Genomic DNA, 22,729 nt, shown 5'->3' with positions numbered 1-22,729 from the left:
GATTTTGGGGAATTTTGCAAAGGTCTCGGCCTTTTTTATTGCCTTACAACGGTTAGAACTTGCCGTTCAGCTTCAGGAACATGCCTTTGTCGGTGCCGGAGAAGGCGTTGCGGCCGACATAGCCGCCCAGCGACAGCACGGCGGAGGGGCTGAAGGCGTAGTCTACGCCGGTCTGTACGGACGGACGGGTACGCGAGGTTTCGCGCTCCGTTTCATATTTGCCGAAGAAAGGAGCCTCGGCGGTGAAGCGGGCTTTGCCGCCGCCCACGCGCTGTGCAACTTCCGCATTGCCGTACCATGCCAGCTTGCCAGTCAGGGGCAGGCGGCCTTTTATGCCTGCCGCCAATGAGGTTTCCTTCAGCTTGGCCGCGCCGTAGGCAAACGGGAAGGACAGGCTCGCGTCTTCGCTATAAGACGGGCGTTCGACTTCGGTGCGGCGCAGCGCGGCGTACCAGCCTAAGGTTTTTTCACCGGACGTGCCGTAGTCGCGGCCGGCCGTCAGGCTGTATGCGCGGCCTTTGGTGCGGACGGTGTTCTCGGGGCTTTCCGTGCCGTCCAGATGGGGGCGGCGGATGCGGGTTTTATCCGTTTCGAAGGCGGCGGCGGGTACGGCATACCAGCCCGCGCCGTTATGTAGGCGTGCGGACAGGCCGATGCCGACGCCGGATTTCAGGCGGTGGCTGCCGTTTTCTTCGGCACGGGCGGGAACCGCCAGGGATACGGCGGCATCGAAGTTGTCGGTGAAGCCGTAGCCGAAGGCGAAGCGTGCGCCGCGCGAACGCGCGCCGTGGCCGACGTCATGCGTATAGCCCGCGCTGTAGCAGAATTTGCCGCCGTCGGCGCGGCAGGTGTCCAGCAGGGTTTGCGCGGTGCGGGCGCGGTGCGCCAGCATGGCGGCGGTGTCGGCGGAAAGCAGCGACAGGGAGGCGCGGGTGTTGGCGGTATCTGCCGCGCGGCCGCCGCGCAGGTTCCAGACGGCGGCGCGGTAGTCGCCATTGTCGTTGTCTGCCTGTCCGACTGCAAAATTACCGTCGGCGCTGATACCGTATACTAATGAATTCCCCGAATTGTCGGTTTTCAGCGTGCCGAGATCGGTTTTGGTGGTCCAGCCGCTGCCCGACCAGACGATGGCGTGGCTTTCGCCGTTATCCTTTTCCGCATATCCACCGACCACCGAGCCGTCGCCGCTGGCGGCCTGTGCGTACGAATTTCCCGAATTATCGCTTTTCAGCGTGCCGAGGTCGGTTTTGGCGGCCCAGCCGCTGCCCGACCAGGCGGTGGCATGTTGTTCGCCGTTGTCGTTATCCGCAAAGCCGAACACCAGCGAGCCGTCGCCGCTGACGGCGTTTGCAGTTGAAAACCCAGTATTATCGTTTTTGAGCGTGCCGAGGTCGGTTTTGGTGGCCCAGTTGCTGCCCGACCAAACAATAGCGCGGCTGTATGCGATGTCGGAGCCGACTGAGCCAACCACGATCGATCCGTCGTCGCTGACAGCGTATGCGATACCATCGAGGCTATTAGAGCTGTCCAACGTGCCGAGGTCGGTTTTGGTGCCCCAATTGCTGCCCGACCAGACAATGGGACGCAGCAGAGAGGAGCGGTCGTTGTCCGCACCTCCGACCGCCACCGATCCGTCACTGCTTAGGGCACTTACGGACGCACCCCCTGAATTGTCCGCCTTCAGCGTGCCGAGTTCTGTTTTGGTGGTCCAGTTGCTGCCCGACCAAATGATGCCACGTCCTTCGCCGTTGTCGTTGCGCGCCGTTCCACCTACCACCAAGCCGTCGCCGCTGACGGCGTTTGCCTCTGAATTCCCGGAGTTATCGGCTTTCAGCGTGCCGAGGTCGGTTTTGTTGGCCCAGTTGCTGCCCGACCAAACGACGGCGCGTTCTTCACCATTGTCGTTGAACGCATGTCCAAACACTTGCGATCCGTCGCTGTTGATAGCCTTTGCTCGCGAACCCCCCGAATTATCGTTTTTCAACGTACCGAGGTCGGTAACGTCCGGTGCGGCGGCGGCAGGCAGTGCGGCCAGCAGCGCGGCGAGGGTTAAAAGGCGGTGTACGGGAGATGGTTTTTGCATAGTCATGTTTTCCCTTTTTAGGTTATAAAATTTGGGTTGTAAGAAAGCGGCGGGGTTTCCGCCGTCGCTTGATCGGAATGCCGTAAAGGCAGCGGAATTATAGTGGCTCGGTGCGTTTTTTTAAATATTTTCAAAATTTCAAGAAAATCCGACAAAACTTTAAAAAAGTTAGGGCCGGCAGGGAGGCCGTCTGAAAAACAGAGATGTTTTGTTTTCAGACGGCCTCAAGGTTTTACCGCTTACCGAACGGACAGGTTCAGATATAGAAATCCTGATTCATTTCCTCATAAAAATTCTGATTCATTTCCTCCGCCGGTTTGGCATGCGATTTGTTGCCGACCACGCGGGCGGGCACGCCGACGACGGTGCTGTAGGCGGGCACTTCCGCCACCACCACGCTGCCCGCGCCGATTTTCGCGCATTCGTTCACACGGATGTTGCCCAACACGGAGGCGTTCGCACCTATCATCACGCCGTCGCCGATTTTCGGATGGCGGTCGCCGCCCTCTTTGCCCGAACCGCCGAGGGTTACGCCGTGAAGGATGGAAATGTCGTTGCCTAAAACGGCGGTTTCGCCGATGACGACGCCGGTGCCGTGGTCAATCATAATCCCCTGCCCGAAACGGGCGGCCGGATGGATATCGACGCCGAACACTTCGGAAGCGCGGTTTTGCAGGAAATAGGCCAGCGTTTTGCGCCCTTCCTTCCACAGACAGTGGTTGATGCGGTGCGCCTGAATGGCGTGGTAGCCTTTGAAATACAAAAGCGGCAGGCAGTATTGGTCGCAGGCCGGGTCGCGTTCGTAATAGGCGGTGATGTCGGCGCGGACGGCTTCGCCGATACACGGTTCTTTTTCCAGCGCGTGCAGGTATAGCTCATACAGCGTGCGCATGTCCATGGTCGGATTGGCCAGCTTGCTCGACAGGTGGAAGGCCAGCACCCGCTCCAAACTGTCGTGCCGCAGCACGGTCATGTGGAGGAAGCTGGCCAGCATAGGTTCTTCCGCCGCCGACTGCTCGGCTTCGTTGCGTATGGTCTGCCACAGGTTGAAATCGGTATTTTCCATTTTCAGACGGCCTCTGTTGCGTAAAAGCGGCGATTGTAGCCGAAAGTATGCACCCATGTGCAAAAGGCCGTCTGAAAACGGGAAATACCGTTTCAGACGGCCTTTACGTTTATGGCGGATAAAAATAAAAACACCCGCCTCATCGGGGCGGCACAAACCGCATCAACGGCTCCCAGCAGGGCAGCAGGCCGTCTGCAACCGCCATGCGGCTGTCGGCACGGATGCCGGCGACGGCGAGGCAGCGGTTTTCGGCATCGGCGACAATCGGCCACAGCGGGCGGGCAAACGGCGGCACGCCCGCTTCCTGCAATATCTGTTTCGGCTTTTTCCGGCCGCCGGACGTGTGCAACAAGTCGCCGCTTTCGGCGGTGCGGATGCGGACGGTTTGTTCCAGTGCGGCATCGGGCAGGCCGTAGGCGGCGCGGCGCAACTGCCAGCCGCCGCCGAGTTCTTTCAGACGGCCTGTCTGCGGCGCGGCACGACATTGCGCCTGCCAGTCGGGCGGCAGGAAATACAGACGGCCTGCGGCGGCGTGGACGGTTTGCTGCGGAAACTTCCATTCCGCGCCGCCCTGCCCGAGGTTCATCAAAATCCGCTCGAAGTCGTGCAGGGCGGCTTTGCCCGCCGAAACGCCGTGTCCGGCCAGCAGGCGGCGCAAAACCTGTCTCCGGCGGGCAGGCGGCAGCGTGCGCCAACAGGCGGCATCGAACAGCCCGCCGCCTTGCACGGCCGCTTCGTCCGCCGCCGCCGTTTCTTCCAACACGGCCAATTCGTCCTGCAACAGCCCGATGCCGGACAGGATGTGTTGATCCAACTGCGGCAGTCGGGCGCGCCATTGCGGCAGGCCGTCGTTGCGCAGCCAGTTGCGCAGATAGTCGCCGCTTTCGTTGCTGGGGTCGCACACGAAAGCCAGCTTGTGCCGTTCGGCATAGGCTTCCAGCTCGGCGCGGCCGTAAGGCAGCAGCGGCCGCCACAGCAGGGTGCGGCGGTTCAGCGGGCGCACGGCGGGCATGGCCGACAGGGCGCGCAGGCCGCCGCCGCGCAGGGCGGCGAGCATAAAGGTTTCCACTTGGTCGTCGGCATGATGGGCGGCGGCGAGTACGTCGGCTTCGGTTTCGCCGAACACGCGGTAACGCGCCTGCCGTGCCGCGGCTTCGATACCGAGGCCGTCTGAAACGACATCGACTTTTTGCCAGCGCAGCGGCACGGCGAGGCGGCCGCAATAATCGCGGCAAAATTCAAGCCAACCGTCGGCTTCGTCCTGCAAACCGTGGTGGACGTGGACGGCGGTGAGTTTGATGTTCAGACGGCCTGCCAGCCGCGAGAGCAGGTGCAGCAGGACGACGGAGTCGAGGCCGCCGCTAAGCGCGGCTTCGATATGGCGCGCATGGCGCAGGCCGTCGGGCAGGGTTTGGGCGGGAAAGTCGTTTAAATCGTGCATGGAATCAAGGGGGCGGCGTATTGCCGGATGGTTTTTTATAGCGGATTAAATATAGGAAATACCGGCCATTCTCATGCCCGCGCGGGCGGGAATCCGAGTCGTCGGGTCGGCAGCCTTCTCAATCCGTTCCGGAAAACCAAAGCTATGTATTCCTACCTGAGCGGGCATGACGGTATGGGGGCTTGGTTTGAAGCGGCTGTCGATTCGTGCATTGCGTCTCCGGAAAAGGCGGCCTGCCGGATGCGGTATTTTTCAGACGGCCTGCTTGCGGTGTGAGGCCGTCTGAAAAGGGAAAGAAGGCATTGTTGCAGGGACGGGATGTCGCCTTCCTGCCTTATTTGCCGTTTTCAGACGGCCTGTTGAGCCACTGCCATTGTTCGCGGATGGCGCGGGTCAGTGCCTGCTGTTTTTCCTCCGCCGTTTCCAGTCCTTCGGTCAGGCCTTTGTAGTCGAGGGTGATGGACGGATTGTCCGCCTTGCCCCTGATGTTGAGGGGTATCGGCGTGCCTTTGCCGTCGGCGGGGCTGAGCAGCAGGCGTTGGTTCAGGGTTATGTTGTTGAAGTCGGTGCTGCCGGTGAGGACGATATGCAGGCGGTCGGAATCGAGTTCGGCGTTTTCGTGGCTGCTGATGCCGTTGCGGATGGTGCTGCTCATGCTGAAGCGTTGGAACGGGGTGGCGGAACGCTCGTCCGTATTAACCGGTTTGTTGCCCAGCAGGCTTTGTAAGGCTTGGTCGAGGTTGATGCCCAGCCAGTTGCCTTTGGTCAGGTTGAGCTGGAGGCGGCCGGAGAGGGTTTTGGTCAGGCCGGCACGGTCGGCACCCTGTGCGGTGAGGTCGATTTCCGCGTCGCCCTCGCCGCTGATGTTGCCGTAACGGAACAGGTCCTGCATCAGCGGGCGGATGTTGATGTTTTTGGCGTATTGCTGGAGATGGTAGGTGGGCGGGGAGGTGTTGGCCATGCTGATGCCGCCCTCCATGCTGCCGTTGTAGAGTTCGGCACGGAAATCGGGCAGGACGATGCGCTCGCGGTCGGCCAGCAGGCGGGTGGTGAGGTTGTTGATTTCGAGGTTGGGCGATTGCAGGGTTTTGATGCGGACGGTGGCTTCGATTTCGGGTGCGCCGTCTTTTTGCAGCCAGGCCGGATAGGCGGGCACGGAGGTGTCGGCCAGTCCTTTCAGATAGGGCGACAGGGCGAGTTTGTCCAATTGCAGGTTGGCCGTGAGTTTGGCCGGACGGTTGTTCGGGCGGTCGGCCGCGGTGTAGGAGGCATCCAGTTCAGCGGCCTGGCGGTCGAGCCGGCCGGTAAGCCGTCCCTGCCAGCCGCCGCCGTTTTGATAGCGGAATGTTCCGGCCAATTCGCCTATCAGGCGCGGGCGCGGGTTGCCGGTGATGTTGTCCAGACGGGTGGTGAGTTTGACGGCGGGCATTTCCCAGCCGCCCTGCCGCTGCCAGTTCAGCGGAGTGTCGAGTGTGAAGGCGGTTTGGGTCAGCGCGGTTTTGCGGCTGCCGTTGATGCTGAGTTTTTCAACGGCGGCCACGGTGGGATGCAGGGTGAGGCGTTTGGCGGTTATGGTGCCGTTCCATTGTGCGCCGCCGTATTGCGCCGTCAGCACGGCATTGGCGGCGGCGGCGGAAAATTGGGTTTCTCCGGCTTTGATTTGCGGCGATTCGGCGTTCAGGTGCAGGTTGCGCGCGGGGATGTCGATTTTCAGTCGCGCGTTGTTCAGTTGTATGCCGCCCGTGCGCCAACTGCCGTTGCCGCCGATGAGGAAGTTCGTCTCGTCGCCTTTGTAACTGCTGCGCCCGCTCAAGGCCAAATCGGGCATCTGCCAGCCGTCCGCCAGGCGCGCGGCCGTGCCTTCGAACTTCCATTCCGCCTCTTCCGCCCACAGCGGCGTTTTCAGACGGCCTTCCGCTTTGACGGTCGTTTTGCTTTCGTCGGCACCGTTGATTTTCAGGTTGATGTTTTCAAGTGTGTGGCGGCTGTCGCCCGTGTCCAGCAGCAGGCGGCCGTCTTCGACAATCAGGCGGTCCACCGGCAGCGAACCTTCTTTTTGCAGCAAATCGCGGATGTTCCAACCGCCGTCCGATGAGCGGTTCAGCATCAGTTCGGGGCGGACGAACACCCATTTTTCGACCGACGGCGTACCGAACAGGCTCGCCCACGACAGGCCGACGCGCATTTCCTCGATGCTGATTTCCGCCGACGCGCCGCCCGGGCGGGTAATTTCCACCTGCTTCAGGGTAACGGTCGGACGGGGGATGATGGATGTTTTGATTTCGGGGCGGTAACGGATTTTGCGGCCCGTTCCGGCCACGGCCTCCTCTGCCGCACGGCGCACGTTTTCCGGCGAAAACAGCCACGACAGCAAGGCATATTGCGCGCCGAAGGCCAGCGCGGACAACACTGCCCCGCCGACCAGGCATTTCAGCCAAAACTTACCCGATTGCAAACGTCTCATATCCGAATTAACCGCCGTTGAAAAACAGCCGCGCAGTATAGCAGATTGCTATTGCGGAAGAACGGTTGAAAGGCCGTCTGAAAGGCGTTCTAACCTGATTTTACAGGCATACCCGCCACTGAAGCACCGTCGGGGAACGGCTTTCCGCTTCATGTTAAAATGCGCATAGAATTTTTAATCCGTTATCCGAACCGTATTCCACATGAGCAAAACACAATACAGCGAATCCAGCATTACCGTCCTCAAAGGCTTGGAGCCGGTCAAAGAACGTCCCGGCATGTACACCCGCACCGACAGCCCGACCCACATCTGCCAAGAAGTCATCGACAACGCGGCGGACGAAGCGTTGGGCGGTTTCGCCACTGAAATCGACGTGCGCATCCACGACGACGGTTCGCTTTCCGTACACGACAACGGACGCGGCATTCCCGTCGGGCTGCATCCTGTCGAAGGCGTGCCCGTGGTCGAACTCGTGTTTACCCGTCTGCACGCGGGCGGCAAGTTCAATAAAAAAGACGGCGGCAGCGCGTATGCTTTTTCAGGCGGCCTGCACGGCGTGGGCGTATCCGTCACCAACGCCCTCTCCACCCGCCTTGAGGTAACCGTCAAACGCGAAGGCAAAATCCACCGCATCGTGTTTGCCGGAGGCGATGTGGTCGAACCGTTGGCGGAAGTGGGCAAATGCGCCGTCAAAGACAGCGGCACCGAAGTGCGCGTTTGGCCGGACGGCAAATATTTTGAAAGCCCGAATTACAGCATTCCCGAACTCGAACGCCTGCTGCGCGCCAAAGCTGTACTGCTGCCGGGCGTGCGCGTTTCCCTGACCCGCCCGGTCAAAGGTGAAGACGAAGCGCACACCCAAACCTGGCACTACCCCGACGGCCTGAAAAGCTATCTGACCGACCTGATTGCCGACGCGCAGGAAGCCGTGCCGCTGTTCTCCTGCGAAAACTACATTTCAGACGACCACAACGGCGATTTCAGCATCGGCGAAGGCGCCGCCTTTGCCCTGACCTGGCTGGAAGAAGGCTCGTGCGCCAACGAAAGCTACGTCAACCTCATCCCCACCCCACTGGGCGGCACGCACGAAGCGGGCTTGAAACAAGCCGTGTTCAACGCCGTCAACAACTTCATCAACCTGCACAACCTCCTACCTCGCGGCGTGAAAGTGCAAAGCGACGACGTGTTCGGCAAAACCGCCTTCGTCCTCTCCGCCCGCGTCCTCGATCCGCAGTTCCAAGGCCAGACCAAAGACAAGCTGACCAACCGCGACGCGTTGAAACTTGTCGTCGCCGTATCGGGCGACCCTTTGGAATTGTGGCTGAACCAAAACGTGGACTTCGGCAAAAAAATCGCCGAACTCGCCATCCGTCAAGCGCAGGCGCGGATGCGTTCGGTTAAAAAAATCGAAAAGAAAAAAGGCAGCGGCGTCGCCGTCCTGCCCGGCAAACTGACCGACTGCGAAAGCGAAGACATCCGCGAAAACGAACTCTTCCTCGTCGAAGGCGATTCCGCCGGCGGATCCGCCAAACTCGCCCGCGACAAAGCAACACAGGCCATCCTGCCCCTGCGCGGCAAAGTGCTCAACAGCTTTGAAGTCCACCCCGACCAGCTCTTCGGCAACGCCGAAATCCACGACATTTCCGTCGCCATCGGCGTCGATCCGCACGGCATCAACGACCATCCCGATTTAAGCGGCCTGCGCTACGGAAAAATCGCCATCCTGTCCGATGCCGACGTGGACGGCTCGCATATTCAAGTTTTGCTGCTGACCCTGTTCTACCGCCACTTCCCGAAACTGGTCGCCGACGGACACATCTACGTCGCCCAGCCGCCGCTGTTCCGCGTCGATGTCAACGCCCAAGGCAAAAGCAAACCCGCCCGCAAATTCTACGCCCTCGACCAAAACGAACTTGACAGCATCTTGGAGCGGCTGCAAAAAGAAGGCGTCAAAGAAACCGCCTATTCCATCAGCCGCTTCAAAGGCTTGGGCGAGATGAACCCCGACCAGCTCAAAGACACCACCATGCACCCCGACACCCGCCGCCTGTTGCAGGTGCAAATCCCCGAAGGCGCGGATGACGAAACACGCGACATCTTCGTCAAACTGATGGGAAAAGGCGAAGCCGCCGCCCGCCGCGCATGGATGGAGCGGGAAGGTGATACGGCGGAATTGGATATTTAAACGGTTTTCATATCAGAGGCCGTCTGAAAACCGGTTACAACTACCACTTTGACGATGCGGACGCCATCATCCTGATGTACGAACCCGTCAGCCGCACCGTACTGTTTACATTCGATTATTCCTGATAGCAAAACAGGCGGAAAATCCGCCACCTTTTCAGACGGCCTGTCCGACCGTCCGCCCATACGGAGGAAACCCATGAACGAACACGTCCTGTTATTGCACGGCATCCACATGCACGCCTGGACCATGCTTCCGTTTGCCCGCCTGCTGAAACAGCAAGGCCTGTCCGTGCAAACCTTCGGCTATTACAGCATCTGGCAGAAACCCGAACAGCACTGCGCCGCCCTGACTGCGGCGGCGGAAGATTTTTTCAGACGGCATCAAAAGCCCCTGCATTTCGTCGGCCACAGCCTCGGCGGATTGGTATTGCGCCGTTTTGCCGCCGCACGCCCCGATTTGGTGCGCGGCCGCATCGTTACCCTCGGTACGCCGCATCAGGGCAGCACGACGGCCGAAACCATCCGCAACTGGGGCGCGGGCACACCCCTGCTCGGCGGAGCCTACCGCAACATGCTCGACGGCAACCTGCCCGACCTGCCGCCCGGCATCGAACTCGGCAGCCTGGCGGGCAACTCCCCGCTGGGCATCGGCCGCATCTTCAAACTGCAAGGCGAAAACGACGGCACGGTATTGGTGGAAGAAACCCGCTTCCCCGGCATGGCCGACCATATCCTGCTGCCCGTCTCCCACACCGGGATGCTGACCGACAAACGCGTGGCCGGACAAACCGCCGCCTTCCTGCGGCACGGCAAATTCGACCGCTGATTCCGCAGCCCGAACCCCGTCTTGCGTGAAAATCGTTTTCCAAACAGACGCATAACGGCACAACCAAACAAAAGGCCGTCTGAAAACACAGTTTTGCCGACAGCAAATCAAAAAAATGATTTGCCATGTCGAACTGCATTTTCAGACGGCCTCTCCCATTTGCTTCCCGTTCAAGCGGGCGGCGGCACGCTCCGCACCACCGCATTCGCGCCCGCCGCTTCGGCCAGTCGGTACAACACGTCCTGCGGCATATCGCCGTGCCAAAGGCGGGTAATATTGGCCAACACGGGCAGATGGCTCAAACGGCGCACGCGCACCACGGCTTCCGTATCGAGGCGGTACGGATGGTCGGACTCGAAACTCAGCGTGCCGCTTTCGCCGAGGATAATCTGATGGTTGCCGCGCAGCGCGATGCGTTCCGCCGCCACCAGCCATTCGTTATAAGAATGATGCTTGTCTTTACACAACACCACAGGCGTATTCAGACGGCCTACTTCGTCCTGCAACACCCTGTTCGTCATCAACTCGCCGCCGAGGTAAAGGATGTCCGCCTCGGCTTCCAACACCTGCCGAATCTGGCGCACGTCGCGGATGCGCACCAAAACCGGCCGGCCGGCGGCATGGCTGTCGGACAACGTCTGCCGCAGCAGGCGGATTTGTTCTTTTTCAGACGGCATCCCGCATTCGGCATAAGGATTGTCGGGCAGGTAAAACGGATCGAGGTACAGCGCGTCGGCACGGCAATCGTCGGGCGACACGGCGATGCCCAACATCCTGCCGCCGCCGAAAGCTACGCCGCGCACGGTAATCACGCTGTCTTCGGGATTGGTTTCGCGGCTGATGATGCGCCAGTCGGCCAACACGCGGATGGCGCGCTCCACCTGCGGCAGCGATTCCAACTCCTGCGGCAGGAACACGCGCTCGTCGCCCACCGCGCCGATAATCGTGCGTTCCGCCCCCGGCGATATGTGCTCGCGCAAACCCTTGCTGCGGATAAATTCCACCACCGCCGCCACCGACGAAGCGGCGGCCTGTTTCTGCATGATAATAATCATCTGCCGTTTCCTGTTGTCTGCCGTATCGAAAGGGAAGTGCGGGCGATGGTAGCACAAATCCGACAAACCGCCCGATTGGACAGAGGCCGTCTGAAAATAAGGTTTGCCGCACAACCGAAGAACCGGGTTTGCTTTCAGACGGCCTATACGCAAAAATCCCCCAGCACTTGCTGAGGGATTTGGAATTTGGTTGCGGGGGCAGGATTCGAACCTACGACCTTCGGGTTATGAGCCCGACGAGCTACCATGCTGCTCCACCCCGCGTCAGAAAGGCGAACTATACAGGCGCGGCGGAAACATGTCAAGCCTTTCTTTGCATTTCGTTCGTGGTTTATAATGTCCGCCTTAACGAAACAGGGGTGCTGCCTGATGTTCAGGCGGCTGAGAAATACCCTTTACACCCGATCGGGATAATACCTGCGTGGGGAGTTTTCACGGATTCTGTCTTTCAGACGGCCTTTTTTGATATTGAGGCCGTCTGAAAAAGCAAAACGCTCCTGTTTCTTCTTTTCAAACGAGAAAACAGGAGCATTTTTTATGACTACGCCAAAGAAAACTGCTAAAACTTCCGGCAACGAAGCGCGCGAGCTTGCCGACTTGAGCGAAGACATCGGCATCCGCTTCAAATATCCGAACTCGGAACGCGTGTATCTGCAAGGCAGCCGCGACGACATCCGCGTACCTTTGCGCGAAATCCGTCAGGACGACACCTACACGGCGCAAGGCACGGAAGCCAACCCGCCGATTCCCGTCTATGACACCAGCGGTGTGTACGGCGATCCGGCGGCACACATAGACCTGAAACAAGGTTTGCCGCACATCCGCACCGCATGGCTGGACGAACGCGGCGATACCGAAATCCTGCCCAAGCTCTCCAGCGAATACGGTATCGAACGCGCACACGACCCGCAAACCGCCCATCTGCGTTTCAACCAAATCACCCGCCCGCGCCGCGCGAAAAGCGGCAGCAACGTAACCCAGCTCCATTATGCCCGCCAAGGCATCATCACGCCCGAAATGGAATTCGTCGCCATACGCGAACGCATGAAGCTGGACGAACTTTTCAGACGACCCGAATACGCCAAGCTCTTGAAACAGCACGCAGGGCAAAGTTTCGGCGCGAACATCCCGACCCATCCCGACCAAATCACACCCGAATTCGTGCGCCAAGAAATCGCCGCCGGACGCGCGATTATCCCCGCCAACATCAACCACCCCGAACTCGAACCGATGATTATCGGCCGCAACTTCCGCGTCAAAATCAACGGCAATTTGGGCAATTCCGCCGTAACTTCCAGCCTGACCGAAGAAGTCGAAAAAATGGTGTGGTCGCTGCGTTGGGGCGCGGACACGATTATGGATTTGTCCACCGGCGCGCACATCCACGAGACGCGCGAATGGATTATCCGCAACGCGCCCGTCCCCATCGGCACGGTGCCCATCTATCAGGCTTTGGAAAAAACCGGCGGCATTGCCGAAGATTTGACTTGGGATTTGTTCCGCGACACCTTAATCGAGCAGGCGGAACAAGGCGTGGACTATTTCACCATACACGCAGGCGTATTGCTGCGTTATGTGCCGATGACCGCCAACCGCCTCACCGGCATCGTATCGCGCGGCGGCTCTATCATGGCGAAATGGTGCCTCGCCCACCATCAGGAAAACTTCCTCTACACGCATTTCGACGAAATCTGCGAAATCATGAAAGCCTACGACGTATCGTTCAGCCTCGGCGACGGCCTGCGCCCCGGCTGCATTGCCGATGCCAACGACGAATCCCAATTCGCCGAACTGCACACCTTGGGCGAATTGACCGCCAAAGCGTGGAAACACGACGTACAAGTCATGATCGAAGGCCCCGGCCATGTCCCGCTGCAACGCGTCAAAGAAAACATGACCGAAGAGCTGCAACACTGCTTTGAAGCGCCTTTCTACACACTCGGCCCGCTCGTTACCGACATCGCCCCCGGCTACGACCACATCACCTCTGGCATAGGCGCGACCAACATCGGCTGGTACGGCACAGCCATGCTCTGCTACGTTACCCCGAAAGAGCATCTCGGCCTGCCCGACAAAGAAGACGTGCGCACCGGCATCATCACCTACAAACTCGCCGCCCACGCCGCCGATCTCGCCAAAGGCTGGCCGGGCGCGCAGTTGCGAGACAACGCCCTGAGCAAGGCGCGTTTCGAGTTCCGCTGGCGCGACCAATTCCGCCTCAGCCTCGACCCCGAACGCGCCGAAAGTTTCCACGACGAAACCCTGCCCGCCGAAGGCGCGAAAATCGCCCACTTCTGCTCGATGTGCGGCCCCAAATTCTGCTCGATGAAAATCACGCAGGAAGTGCGCGACTACGCCGACAAGCAAAAAGCCCAGCAGCAGGGCATGGAGGAAAAAGCGGTTGAGTTTGTGAAGAAAGGGGCTGAGATTTACAGCTGACCGCCAAGCAGGCAAAAAGGCCGTCTGAAAAAGCAAAATCGGCTTTCAGACGGCCTTTCCCGCCTTCACCCCACCCAAAGCCATAACCATACGTTGCCCGAATAGAAACAAACCTACCCGAATTATCGGGTTCGGATGATTTTAAATACCTTCCGCCCCTCACTTTCAGACGGCCTATACCACGCCGACCCGCATCCTGCGGTATAATCCGCACACAGTCTGTCAAAAAGAAAAAAGAGTTGAAAATGTTTACCCCGAATCCGGACGAAATCGTCATCTACGGCACCACAAGCAACGGCAAAACCTTCCGTCCGAGCGACTGGGCGGAACGGCTTTGCGGCATCCTCTCATCGTTCGACAAAGGCAACCGCCTCTCCTACCACCAATGGGTACGCCCGCTGCTTATCGGCAAAATCCGCAGCGTGGCCGTCGGCAAACAATTGGAAACCATCAACCCGCCGATGTTCCGCTTCCTGATGGACTTCGCCGCCGACAACGACCTGCGCGTGCTCGACGAAGCCATGCTGCGCGAACTGGCCGACGAACAGTCCCAACCGGCAGAAGCACCACCCCCGCAGCCGGAGCCGTCAGCGGCACCGCAAAAACCGGAGGGGCAGCCGTTCAAACTCCGCGAAATCCCGCCCGAAGAAACCACCGCCGCCTTCGCCGCCCTCAGCATCCTGCGCCCGACGTTGAACGACGTCGCCCGCTTCGCCGCACAAGTCAACAACGAACAGCGCGCCGCCGGCTACCGACTGCTGGGCATCTTCGAAGAAGGCAAAAACAACGCCGTTGCCGTATGCGGCTTCCGCATCCCCACCACCCTCGCCTTCGGCCGCCACATCGTCATAGACGACCTTGTTACCGTGCCGCAGACACGCGGACGCGGCTACTGTACCCACCTGCTGCAAGCCGTAGTGGATATTGCCGAATCGGAAAATATCGCCCAAATCCACACCCATGTCTCAGTCGGCAGCGAACGCGCCGATGCCCATCGCATGTACCTCAAACACGGTTTCGAAATCAACGCCCACCACTTCGTCTGCAAAACCGAACGCTTCCGCAGATAAACCCTGAAAAAAGAGGCCGTCTGAAAGCACGCCATACGCTTTCAGACGGCCTTTCCGTTTCGCGTTATAATAACCGCCATTCCAATCAACACACATACAAAACCATGGCAGTCATCATCCACACCCCCGAAGAAATCGAAAAAATGCGCGAACTGGGCCGCCTCGTCGCCGAAGCCCTCGACTACATCGGCCAATTCGTCAAACCCGGCATCACCACCAACGAAATAGACAAACTCGTTTACGATTATCACGTCAACGTTCAAGGCGGCTATCCCGCCCCGTTGAACTACGGCAACCCGCCCTATCCCAAATCCTGCTGCACATCCGTCAACCACGTCATCTGCCACGGCATCCCCGACGACAAACCCCTCAAAGAAGGCGACATCGTCAATATCGACCTCACCATCAAAAAAGACGGCTTCCACGGCGACTCCAGCCGCATGTTTGCCGTCGGCAAAGTCTCCCCCATCGCCCAACGCCTGATAGACACCACCCACGCCGCCATGATGGCGGGCATCGAAGCCGTCAAACCCGGCGCGACACTGGGCGATGTGGGCTATGCCTGCCAGCAGGTTGCCGAAAACGCAGGCTATTCCGTCGTGCAGGAATTTTGCGGCCACGGCATCGGCCGCGCCTTCCACTGCGAACCTCAAGTTCTGCACTACGGCCGCAAAGGCCAAGGCCTGAAACTCGAACCCGGCATGATTTTCACCATCGAGCCCATGATCAACCAAGGCAAACGCCATCTGAAAATCCTACCCGACGGCTGGACGGTGGTAACCAAAGACCGCTCCCTCTCCGCCCAATGGGAACACGAAGTTTTAGTAACCGACACCGGTTATGAAATCCTGACCGTCAGCCCTGCAACACAAAAGCCTTAATGACATAAAAGTAAGACAAATAAATAGCTGTAAATAAAACAAAGTCTAGCAGGCATCTCTTTCCAACTTGCTCGGCAAAATACCGTTTATTTATAAAAATTACCTTTTATTTTCCTCTACTACCCTTTATACTGTAATAACTTAGAGGTTACATTCAGTCAGCTTAAGCCTTACTTAATAATTTCTTAACATCTGCAAAGAAGTATTGGGGAAAGTGTTTTTTCTCCCACAGAATAAAAACTTTCCCTAATTTAAGTTAAGTTATTGAAAGTACGGTTTTAAGATTGCGATGCAGCCACTTATAATAACCCCAGTAGTTAGAAACAGAAGCCAATGCGCACTTGCTGTTCCTAAGCATTGATTAGCACAACAAGAAAGCGGCATTGTTACCATCAGAAGGAGATGTAAAAATGTCCTCATTTCCACAAATCACCAATATCCGCGAAATTCGGAAAAAACTCGGTTTAAACCAAAACGAATTTTGGAACAAAATCGGCGTTACGCAATCAGGCGGATCCCGTTACGAATCAGGACGTAACATGCCCAAGCCTGTGCGCGAATTACTGCGTTTGGTTCACATCGAGAGAGTTGATTTGGAAAAGGTTAACGGTAAAGAACTGTCCGTCCTGCGCTTATTGAAAGAACAGGAAGCGGAAACCTACCACCGCTTACTCAAACAGCTGGAAAAAACGGAAAACCCGTAATTCCAAGACTCATTAAAACAGTCCCAGGCGAACCCACCGCTTGGGATTTTTTATACCGCTTTCAAACCGACCTGATTTCAATACCAAACCGCAAAAATCCGCCATAGACACAAAGAGGCCGTCTGAAAAGCAGTTTTCAAATTTGTTAAAACTGTGGCTTTCAGACGGCCTCTTTATCTTTCCAACATTCAAAGTATCCCCTTCTCCTGCCATTTCACCAACTGTTCGGCAAACGGCCATTCCACGCTGTCGAGCAGGTTTTTGGTAATCAGCCCCAATTCGGTGTCGCCTTCGATTTGCAGTTTGCGTTTGAAAAACAGGGTGTCCGGGTCTTCTTCGCGCAGCATCATGCGCAAGAAATCCACGCCGTTGGCGGCCAGCCGCAAATCGGGTGTGCCTTCGAAGCGATGGTCGAGGAAGCGTTCACCGTCGGCGGTGAAGCGCACGGTGATGCCCGCGTCGAGCACGTCGATTTCGAAGGTGCGGCCGTCAAACAGGCTCATATCGGCGGGCAAGAGGCCGCGCTTGAGCATGAGGTTGAGGGTTTTAACCAGCGCGAAACGCGGCGGTAAGGCTGGCAGGCGGCGGCCGATTTGGGCGCACCATTGCGGCAGGGTGATGTCGGGCAGGGGCATATGGTTTCCTTTCAGGCGGCGTTGGTGCCGTAGGCTTTGCGGTGGGCTTTCACGGCTTCGATGCCGGGTTTGCCCAGCCAGTAGCCGTCCACGGGCGTGCCGGTGGACAGGCGGGCGAGTTCGGGCAGGGCTTCGTCCAGGGTGGTTTGGCCGTCGAGCACGGCGCGGTGCAGTTCGATGATGCGCGGCATGTCGGTGAGCTGGGGCGAGAGGCGCAGGATGTTTACGCCGATGGCGGCCATGTCGGCGTGGTGCGGCAGCAGGCATTGGCTGCCGTAGGACATGGTTTGTATGCCGTTGATGGTGAGGAACGGCTGGCCTTCGCGGGTGTTCATGGTGAGGCCGTGTTCGTGGTCGAGGCAGCGGAATTCGCAGCTGTCTTTATTTAGGTTGTAGTGCCGCGCGGTGAAGCAGCGGGACGAATAGGCCAAGGGGATTTTGCCCCAGGCGAAGATTTCAGTTTCGAGGCCGTCTGAAAGGCGGGCGATGTCGGCTACTTTGTCGCGGGCGAGTTCGGCGGGGGCGACCCAGCGGTATGCGCCGAGGCTTTGGAAGAGTTGCAGGGTGGCTTCGTTGTAGATATTAAGACTGGCTCCGGCCACGAAGGGGATGCCGTGTTCGCGGGCGAGTTTGACCGCACCCATGTCGTTGGCTTCGATTTTGAATTGGGTTTGGCCTGCGATTTTGCGCAGGCGTTTGAGGTCGGATTCGCTTTCGAGCAGCACTTGGGAGGAAAGGATGATTTCCTTGCCGCTGTCGGCGAGGTCTTGGGCGAGGCCGAACCAGTCGTCGAAACGCATTTTCTGGCGGCGTGAGCAGACGGTTTCGCCCAGATAGATGGTGCCGAGCGGGCTGTCGAGCATTTGGACGTAGAATTCGAGCAGGGTTTCTTTCTGCCAGAAAAATTGGATGGGGGCGAGGGAGAGTTTCATGGGTGTTCCTTTGTTTTTCTGTCTTTTCAGACGGCCTGGAGGCTACCTGAAAATCGTTTGGCAAAGCGGGCAATGTTTTTCCGGTTTACGGCCTGCAATACAACGACGGCTTCGTCTTCTAAAAAATCGGCGGCGGATTCATCCGCACGGGTTTGATTAAGGCGGCACAAATCGTAGAAGGTAAAAACAAAATCCTGCCCGTTGATACGCAATGGAAAATCCAACAGGCAACCTTTGTTCTCGGCTTCAAATTCGGCCAGGTCATCAAACCATTCCGGGAAGGTGATGTGCATAGGATTCCTTTTCAGACGGCCTTATTGTGCTCGGTTTCGGTGGCGTAGATATATTGCATCAGTGTTTCGATAAAAGCGGCCAAATCGCGCTGCCACGAATGGCGGTTGGTTTTGGTGAAATACAGCGATATTTCGGGCTTTTCCATTAGGTAGCAGCCGAAGCTGGCATACAGCGGCACGAGGCCGGTGTCGTAGACGTTGTGGAAGGCAATGGTCAGCGGCAACGTGAAATAAGGGTGCGCAAGCGTCCATACGGCGGGGAAGGTGGGAGTGTCTTCTTCGGCAGCCACGGTCAGGTCGCGTTTGTATAGGGCGTTGCACAGGTCTTCGATGTGTTTTTTCATGCTCTTATTTTTCGCACTGTTTTTCAGGTAGCCCCTACCGCAAAACGGTGGGACAATGCTTTAACTTTAACGCTTTGTTTTTAGGAGCAAGCCATGCAGCCCGACCGGATATTGTCTTACGCTTCAGACGGCCTGACCGCCGCGCTGTACCGCGGCCGGTACGCGCCGCCTTCCGACCGCATCGTCATCATGCTCGGCGGCAGCGACGGCAGTTACGCGCTCACGCAAACCTATGCCGCCGTGTTCGCCGAAAACGGTCTGACTGCGCTGGCCGTGCCTTACTGGGGGCAGCCGCACCTGGCGCAGGGGCTGGCGCAAATTGCCGTGGAAACGGTGGAAACCGCCGTGCGGCAGGCGCAGGAAATGGGTTTTTGCCAAACCGGCGTGTGGGGTATTTCCATGGGTGCGCAACTGGCCCTGCTGGCTGCCTCCCTGATTCCCGACATTAGCCGCGTGGCCGCCGTCAGCCCGCTGGACGTGTGCGTGCAGGGTTTGCAAACCGCGCCGCACAGGAAGCTGCTTGACTGTTCCGCCTTCACCTGGCGGGGGTCCGACCTGCCATATTGCCCGCTCCACATGAACCGCCTGCGCGTATTGCGGGATTGCGTGAAAACCCGCAGCCTTTGCCTGCGCTCCTGCTACCGCGATGCGGTCGGTGCAGCGGAGGAAACACGCATCCGAGTGGAAAACATCCAAGGCGCGGTGCTGCTGCTTTCCGCCGAAGACGACACCATGTGGCCTTCATACGAAGCCGCGCGGCGCATCGTCCGCCGTTTGGAAGACGGCGGCTTCCAGTATCCCGTCATCGAACGCACCTACCACCGCGCGGGGCATTACCTGTTTCCGGTGGAAAGCCGCTGGCACAAACTGTTTGCCAACGCCCGCCGTTACCCGCAGGACTACATGGCCGCCGCCCGCGACGCGCTGGCGCAGGCGCTTGACTTTTTCCACGGCTGGCAATAGGGCAAAGGCCGTCTGAAAGCCTTCAAAGCAGCCTGCACTTTTCAGACGGCCTTCGGGCTGCTTGAAATTTATTCACGCCGCCAAACCCAATCAGCGTTCGATTTGGCTCGCATCCGCATCGAACCTTTGTCGGCGGAAGCGGTCATCGCACCGTAGCAGCCCGTAAGTCGGATACTTGTATCCGACATTTATATTGATCGAAGTGCCGGATTCGAGAATCTGACCTAAGGCTGCTTTTTCAGGTAGCCTTTCAGACGGTCTTGAGGCCGTCTGAAACTACTTCCAAGGCCGGTTATATGCGCCCAGCGTGCTTTGGCTGCCTTCGGACACCTTGCCCAAAGCCGCATCCCATGCGGGGGTTACGCGGTAATGCGCGGGGTCGGCTGCGGCCGCATCCAAAGCCTGCCGCAGCGTGCGCGTAACCTGCGCGGTGTACATCGGGCTGCGCTGGCGGCCTTCCACCTTCACCGCCGCCACGCCGATTTTGATGAGCTGCGGCAGCACTTCCAGCACGTTCAGGCTGGTCGGCTCTTCCAGCGCGTAATACGTTTCGTCGTTCACCTCAAAACGGCCTTTACACAAGGTCGGATAACCTGCCGGTTCGTCTTTGTTGAACTGGTCGATCATCACCTGGTTGAGCCGCACATTCATTTTGTCGGGCAGCTGCTCCCAGCGCACGGCCTTGGCGGGCGAGCACACGCCCTGCATATTCGGCGATTCGCCCGTGGCGTAGCTCGATAGGATGCAGCGGCCTTCCACCATCACGCACAGGCTGCCGAAGCCGAACACTTCAATCTCCACATCCGTGTTTTCAATCACATGCTGCACTTGGTCTATCGTCAGCACGCGTGGCAGCACGGCGCGGCGGATGCCGAACAAGTCCTTCATTAGATTGATGGCTTCGTAATTGGTGGCCGAACCCTGCACCGACATGTGTGCAGCCGCAGGTTCGGATGTTTTTCGCAGGCGTAGGCCATCACAGCGGGGTCGGCCACAATCACCGCGTCCGCACCCAAATCGGCTGCGGTGTCCACCGCGCGCCGCCAGCGTTCCACCTGCCCGGCCTGCGCGTAGGTGTTGATGGCCATCAGCACCTGTCGCCCGCGGTCGTGGGCGTAGCGTATGCCTTCGATGATGGATTTTTGGTCGAAATTCAGGCCGGGGAAATTGCGCGCGTTGGTCGCGTCTTTCAGCCCCATGTAAACCGTGTCCGCGCCGTTGTCCACGGCGGTTTTCAGGGCGGGCAGATTGCCGGCGGGGCAGACGAGTTCGGGGATGTTTTTCATGCGGCGGTTCCTTTGCGTTTTCGCCGCTTTGCAAACTGAATCCAACGGCAAAATCTATATTTAGTAAAATTTTGCCGATTTTAAGGGGTGGGAATACTAGATATGCTGATTTAAATCAAACAATCGATATGTTTGTTAAATTCTATGATAAAGCCGTCAAAGATGAAAACGGCCGATTGGAAAGCCGATACCGCATTTTGAGGCCGTCTGAAAATTTACGGGATGCTTGCCGCCAGGCGATAGGTTGTACAGGGATTTTGCGTTTTCAGACGGCCTTTTCGCGTTCCGCCGCATCAAGCAGCACGAAAACGGCGGCGGCGAGCATCATCAGGGCGGCGGTCAGCACCATCGCGCGGTCGTGGTTTTCCGCGCCGGCGGTGCCGAGATATTGATAAATCAGGGTGGTGAGCGTGAGCCATTCGGGGCGCGACAAAAACAGGGTGGCGGCAAATTCGCCGATGCAGGTGGCGGCGGCCAGCGTCAGGCCGCGCCGCATGGCGGGCAGCAGCAGCGGGGCGGTAACGTAACAGGCCGTCTGAAAACGGTTTGCGCCCATGCTGCGGGCGGCGGCGGCATATTGCGGCGGCAGCGCGTCCCATGCGGCCAGCAGGTCTTTGGTTACGAACGGATAGGCCAACAGCGCGTATGTCGCGGTCAAAAGCGGCAGCGAAGCCGTCCATTCGGGGTAAAGCAGCAGGATGCCGAAGGCCACGCAAACGGGCGACACCATAAACGGCAGGAACGTGATGCCGCGTATCCACGGCAGCCGACGCGCCAGTGCCGCATGACTGATGCCCAATGCCAATGCGGCCGCCACCGCCGTTGTGGTGAACCGTAGGGTGTTCCACGCCGCCAACCGCGTTTCTTCCTCCCACAACACCTGCCACGACCCGCCAGCCTGTGCCGCCTGCACCAACACCGCCGCCAAAGGCAGGGCGCAAAACAACAGCAGGACGGCGAGTGCAAAAGCCAACAGCAGCCGTTTGCCCGCGCTGTCGGCTTTGGCGGGCGGCAACGGCGCAATGCGTCCGCCGCCTGCGGTGCTGCGGCTCAACCAAGCATAGGCCGCGCCCGCCAGCGCGGTTATCCCCAACACCAGCCACACCAGCACGCCCGCGCGCGCGATGTCCAACTCCATCGTAACCAGTTGGTAAATCTCCACTTCCACCGTGCCGTATTCCGTTCCACCCAACAGCAAGGCCAGCCCGAAGCCGGAAAAGCAGTACAAAAACCCCAGGCACGCCCCGCCGGCCAGCCACGGCAGCAGCACCGGCATTTCCACCAGCCAAAACCGCCGCCATGCGTCCGCGCCCAGCGTCTGCGCCGCCAAAAGCCGGGCGGCGGGGACGGAACGCAAACCCTGATAGGCCGCGCGTACCAGCACGGGCAGGTTGAAAAACACATTGCCGTACAACAGCAGGTAAGGCGTGTCCTGCCAGCCCGACAGCAGCAGGCCGCGCGCGCCGAACAAGGCCAAAACGCCCATGCCCGCCACCAAGGTCGGCATCACGAATGGCAGCATCAACAGACGCAGCACCCAGCCGCGCCCGCGAAAATCCAGCCGTGCCAAGGCCCAGGCGACAGGCAGGCCCAACAACACCGCCAGCACGCAGGTAACCGCCGCCTGCGCCGCCGTCCACGCGATTTTGCCGCGCAGATAAGCATCCGCCAGCACGCCTTCCCAATCCAAACCGCCGCCGTAGTCGGCCAACGCCCACAAGGGGGCGGCAACCATCACGGCAAGGAATCCGATGGGAAGCAGGGCGAGCGGCAGGATGGAAAACAGGCGGCGCATAGGCTGGAGATTGAAGTGGAAAAGACAGCATTGTAGCGGGTATCGGCGGCCGGAGGGAAAAGGCCGTCTGAAAACCCGTTTTCCGCGTTTCAGACGGCCTGCCGAATCGGGTCGGAATTGAACACTGCCGTCCTGCCGCTTTTGCCGCGCGAATGGGGATTGGGTTCGGATGACGACAGGTTTTCAATGAAATTCAAACGGATGCGGCATTACCGTTAATTTTTCCAAACAGGAATAATATAGTGGATTAAATTTAAATCAGGAC

19 protein-coding genes, 1 tRNA gene, 1 pseudogene and 1 riboswitch are annotated in these 22,729 nt (G+C 58.8%); of the genes and pseudogenes, 8 read left to right on the top strand and 13 right to left on the bottom strand.

Going from position 1 to position 22,729, the window contains the following annotated elements:
* Positions 1–52: 52 nt before the first annotated feature.
* From HMPREF3107_RS09400 to tilS, 3 genes are all read right to left on the bottom strand, one after another.
* Complete coding sequence (locus HMPREF3107_RS09400; protein ID WP_083284668.1) at positions 53–2,089, bottom strand: hypothetical protein; 2,037 nt, start codon at positions 2,087–2,089, stop codon at positions 53–55.
* A 250-nt stretch (positions 2,090–2,339) separates the two neighbouring features.
* On the bottom strand, positions 2,340–3,149 hold the full coding sequence (cysE, locus tag HMPREF3107_RS09395; RefSeq protein WP_070455089.1) for a serine O-acetyltransferase: 810 nt from the start codon (positions 3,147–3,149) through the stop codon (positions 2,340–2,342).
* Positions 3,150–3,288: 139 nt separating this feature from the next.
* Positions 3,289–4,590, bottom strand: a complete 1,302-nt coding sequence (gene tilS / locus HMPREF3107_RS09390) for a tRNA lysidine(34) synthetase TilS (RefSeq protein WP_083284667.1) — start codon at positions 4,588–4,590, stop codon at positions 3,289–3,291.
* 144 nt (positions 4,591–4,734) lie between these two features.
* Here tilS and HMPREF3107_RS12710 point away from each other — a divergent pair, with 144 nt between their 5' ends.
* Complete coding sequence (locus tag HMPREF3107_RS12710; RefSeq protein WP_256364800.1) at positions 4,735–4,866, top strand: hypothetical protein; 132 nt, start codon at positions 4,735–4,737, stop codon at positions 4,864–4,866.
* Between the two features lie 58 nt (positions 4,867–4,924).
* Here the strand turns inward: HMPREF3107_RS12710 and HMPREF3107_RS09385 are convergent, their stop codons facing one another.
* Positions 4,925–7,054, bottom strand: a complete 2,130-nt coding sequence (locus HMPREF3107_RS09385; RefSeq protein ID WP_070455074.1) for an AsmA family protein — start codon at positions 7,052–7,054, stop codon at positions 4,925–4,927.
* 202 nt (positions 7,055–7,256) lie between these two features.
* Between HMPREF3107_RS09385 and parE the strand changes: the two genes are divergently transcribed.
* The gene (gene parE, locus HMPREF3107_RS09380) at positions 7,257–9,239 is read left to right on the top strand and encodes a DNA topoisomerase IV subunit B (RefSeq protein WP_070455073.1); all 1,983 of its coding nucleotides are present in this window, start codon (positions 7,257–7,259) and stop codon (positions 9,237–9,239) included.
* Here parE and HMPREF3107_RS09375 read toward each other — a convergent pair.
* Positions 9,236–9,439 carry a hypothetical protein gene (locus HMPREF3107_RS09375; RefSeq protein WP_070455072.1) on the bottom strand — a complete coding sequence of 68 codons (204 nt, stop codon included), beginning with the start codon at positions 9,437–9,439 and terminating at the stop codon, positions 9,236–9,238. The genes parE and HMPREF3107_RS09375 overlap by 4 nt on opposite strands.
* Here HMPREF3107_RS09375 and HMPREF3107_RS09370 point away from each other — a divergent pair.
* A complete protein-coding gene (locus HMPREF3107_RS09370) occupies positions 9,438–10,067 on the top strand; it encodes an alpha/beta fold hydrolase (RefSeq protein WP_003769582.1) in 630 nt (209 codons plus the stop codon). The genes HMPREF3107_RS09375 and HMPREF3107_RS09370 overlap by 2 nt on opposite strands.
* A 170-nt stretch (positions 10,068–10,237) precedes the next feature.
* Here the strand turns inward: HMPREF3107_RS09370 and HMPREF3107_RS09365 are convergent, their stop codons facing one another.
* Both HMPREF3107_RS09365 and HMPREF3107_RS09360 read right to left on the bottom strand, forming a co-directional pair.
* The gene (locus tag HMPREF3107_RS09365) at positions 10,238–11,122 is read right to left on the bottom strand and encodes a chorismate mutase (protein ID WP_070455071.1); all 885 of its coding nucleotides are present in this window, start codon (positions 11,120–11,122) and stop codon (positions 10,238–10,240) included.
* A gap of 187 nt (positions 11,123–11,309) precedes the next feature.
* A tRNA-Met gene (locus HMPREF3107_RS09360) sits at positions 11,310–11,386 on the bottom strand.
* A gap of 81 nt (positions 11,387–11,467) precedes the next feature.
* Positions 11,468–11,567, top strand: a riboswitch (TPP riboswitch).
* Between the two features lie 92 nt (positions 11,568–11,659).
* On the opposite strand from HMPREF3107_RS09360, the gene thiC reads away from it, so the two are divergent.
* The 4 genes from thiC (at position 11,660) to HMPREF3107_RS09340 (ending at position 16,216) form a co-directional block, all read left to right on the top strand.
* Positions 11,660–13,561 carry a phosphomethylpyrimidine synthase ThiC gene (gene thiC, locus HMPREF3107_RS09355; protein WP_070455070.1) on the top strand — a complete coding sequence of 634 codons (1,902 nt, stop codon included), beginning with the start codon at positions 11,660–11,662 and terminating at the stop codon, positions 13,559–13,561.
* Positions 13,562–13,806: 245 nt separating this feature from the next.
* On the top strand, positions 13,807–14,631 hold the full coding sequence (locus HMPREF3107_RS09350; RefSeq protein WP_070455069.1) for a GNAT family N-acetyltransferase: 825 nt from the start codon (positions 13,807–13,809) through the stop codon (positions 14,629–14,631).
* A gap of 104 nt (positions 14,632–14,735) precedes the next feature.
* Positions 14,736–15,512, top strand: coding sequence for a type I methionyl aminopeptidase (map, locus tag HMPREF3107_RS09345; protein WP_070455068.1), 777 nt, complete (start codon positions 14,736–14,738; stop codon positions 15,510–15,512).
* Positions 15,513–15,922: 410 nt separating this feature from the next.
* Complete coding sequence (locus HMPREF3107_RS09340) at positions 15,923–16,216, top strand: helix-turn-helix domain-containing protein (protein ID WP_070455067.1); 294 nt, start codon at positions 15,923–15,925, stop codon at positions 16,214–16,216.
* A gap of 188 nt (positions 16,217–16,404) precedes the next feature.
* On the opposite strand, the gene HMPREF3107_RS09335 is transcribed toward HMPREF3107_RS09340, so the two are convergent.
* From HMPREF3107_RS09335 to HMPREF3107_RS09320, 4 genes are read right to left on the bottom strand one after another with little or no spacing between them, the layout of a single operon-like run.
* Positions 16,405–16,851: a ubiquinone anaerobic biosynthesis accessory factor UbiT gene (locus tag HMPREF3107_RS09335; protein ID WP_049251848.1), complete on the bottom strand. Its 447-nt coding sequence runs from the start codon at positions 16,849–16,851 to the stop codon at positions 16,405–16,407.
* 11 nt (positions 16,852–16,862) lie between these two features.
* Positions 16,863–17,783 (bottom strand): U32 family peptidase, encoded by a 921-nt coding sequence (locus tag HMPREF3107_RS09330; RefSeq protein ID WP_070455066.1) that lies wholly within the window; start codon positions 17,781–17,783, stop codon positions 16,863–16,865.
* A 26-nt stretch (positions 17,784–17,809) separates the two neighbouring features.
* Complete coding sequence (locus tag HMPREF3107_RS09325) at positions 17,810–18,076, bottom strand: hypothetical protein (RefSeq protein ID WP_070455065.1); 267 nt, start codon at positions 18,074–18,076, stop codon at positions 17,810–17,812.
* Positions 18,077–18,087: 11 nt separating this feature from the next.
* A complete protein-coding gene (locus HMPREF3107_RS09320) occupies positions 18,088–18,420 on the bottom strand; it encodes a hypothetical protein (RefSeq protein WP_070455064.1) in 333 nt (110 codons plus the stop codon).
* Positions 18,421–18,513: 93 nt separating this feature from the next.
* Here HMPREF3107_RS09320 and HMPREF3107_RS09315 point away from each other — a divergent pair, with 93 nt between their 5' ends.
* Positions 18,514–19,383, top strand: a complete 870-nt coding sequence (locus HMPREF3107_RS09315) for an acyl-CoA thioester hydrolase/BAAT C-terminal domain-containing protein (RefSeq protein WP_070455063.1) — start codon at positions 18,514–18,516, stop codon at positions 19,381–19,383.
* A gap of 276 nt (positions 19,384–19,659) precedes the next feature.
* Here HMPREF3107_RS09315 and HMPREF3107_RS09310 read toward each other — a convergent pair.
* Both HMPREF3107_RS09310 and HMPREF3107_RS09305 read right to left on the bottom strand, forming a co-directional pair.
* A pseudogene (locus HMPREF3107_RS09310) lies at positions 19,660–20,669 on the bottom strand (peptidase U32 family protein).
* A gap of 265 nt (positions 20,670–20,934) precedes the next feature.
* A complete protein-coding gene (locus HMPREF3107_RS09305) occupies positions 20,935–22,464 on the bottom strand; it encodes an ABC transporter permease (RefSeq protein ID WP_070455062.1) in 1,530 nt (509 codons plus the stop codon).
* Between the last annotated feature and the right edge of the window lie 265 nt (positions 22,465–22,729).

The sequence above is a fragment of the Neisseria sp. HMSC31F04 genome, from assembly GCF_001807735.1.
In the GTDB taxonomy this organism is placed as follows: domain Bacteria; phylum Pseudomonadota; class Gammaproteobacteria; order Burkholderiales; family Neisseriaceae; genus Neisseria; species Neisseria elongata.
Note: the sequence above shows the minus strand (reverse complement) of the source record. Positions and strands in the feature narration are given on the sequence as shown.

Coding starts and splice junctions, on each gene's coding strand:
- HMPREF3107_RS09400 (WP_083284668.1), bottom strand. CDS start 2,089: ATGACTATGCAAAAACCATCTCCCGTACACCGCCTTTTAACCCTCGCC.
- cysE (WP_070455089.1), bottom strand. CDS start 3,149: ATGGAAAATACCGATTTCAACCTGTGGCAGACCATACGCAACGAAGCC.
- tilS (WP_083284667.1), bottom strand. CDS start 4,590: ATGCACGATTTAAACGACTTTCCCGCCCAAACCCTGCCCGACGGCCTG.
- HMPREF3107_RS12710 (WP_256364800.1), top strand. CDS start 4,735: ATGTATTCCTACCTGAGCGGGCATGACGGTATGGGGGCTTGGTTTGAA.
- HMPREF3107_RS09385 (WP_070455074.1), bottom strand. CDS start 7,054: ATGAGACGTTTGCAATCGGGTAAGTTTTGGCTGAAATGCCTGGTCGGC.
- parE (WP_070455073.1), top strand. CDS start 7,257: ATGAGCAAAACACAATACAGCGAATCCAGCATTACCGTCCTCAAAGGC.
- HMPREF3107_RS09370 (WP_003769582.1), top strand. CDS start 9,438: ATGAACGAACACGTCCTGTTATTGCACGGCATCCACATGCACGCCTGG.
- HMPREF3107_RS09375 (WP_070455072.1), bottom strand. CDS start 9,439: ATGGGTTTCCTCCGTATGGGCGGACGGTCGGACAGGCCGTCTGAAAAG.
- HMPREF3107_RS09365 (WP_070455071.1), bottom strand. CDS start 11,122: ATGATTATTATCATGCAGAAACAGGCCGCCGCTTCGTCGGTGGCGGCG.
- thiC (WP_070455070.1), top strand. CDS start 11,660: ATGACTACGCCAAAGAAAACTGCTAAAACTTCCGGCAACGAAGCGCGC.
- HMPREF3107_RS09350 (WP_070455069.1), top strand. CDS start 13,807: ATGTTTACCCCGAATCCGGACGAAATCGTCATCTACGGCACCACAAGC.
- map (WP_070455068.1), top strand. CDS start 14,736: ATGGCAGTCATCATCCACACCCCCGAAGAAATCGAAAAAATGCGCGAA.
- HMPREF3107_RS09340 (WP_070455067.1), top strand. CDS start 15,923: ATGTCCTCATTTCCACAAATCACCAATATCCGCGAAATTCGGAAAAAA.
- HMPREF3107_RS09335 (WP_049251848.1), bottom strand. CDS start 16,851: ATGCCCCTGCCCGACATCACCCTGCCGCAATGGTGCGCCCAAATCGGC.
- HMPREF3107_RS09330 (WP_070455066.1), bottom strand. CDS start 17,783: ATGAAACTCTCCCTCGCCCCCATCCAATTTTTCTGGCAGAAAGAAACC.
- HMPREF3107_RS09325 (WP_070455065.1), bottom strand. CDS start 18,076: ATGCACATCACCTTCCCGGAATGGTTTGATGACCTGGCCGAATTTGAA.
- HMPREF3107_RS09320 (WP_070455064.1), bottom strand. CDS start 18,420: ATGAAAAAACACATCGAAGACCTGTGCAACGCCCTATACAAACGCGAC.
- HMPREF3107_RS09315 (WP_070455063.1), top strand. CDS start 18,514: ATGCAGCCCGACCGGATATTGTCTTACGCTTCAGACGGCCTGACCGCC.
- HMPREF3107_RS09305 (WP_070455062.1), bottom strand. CDS start 22,464: ATGCGCCGCCTGTTTTCCATCCTGCCGCTCGCCCTGCTTCCCATCGGA.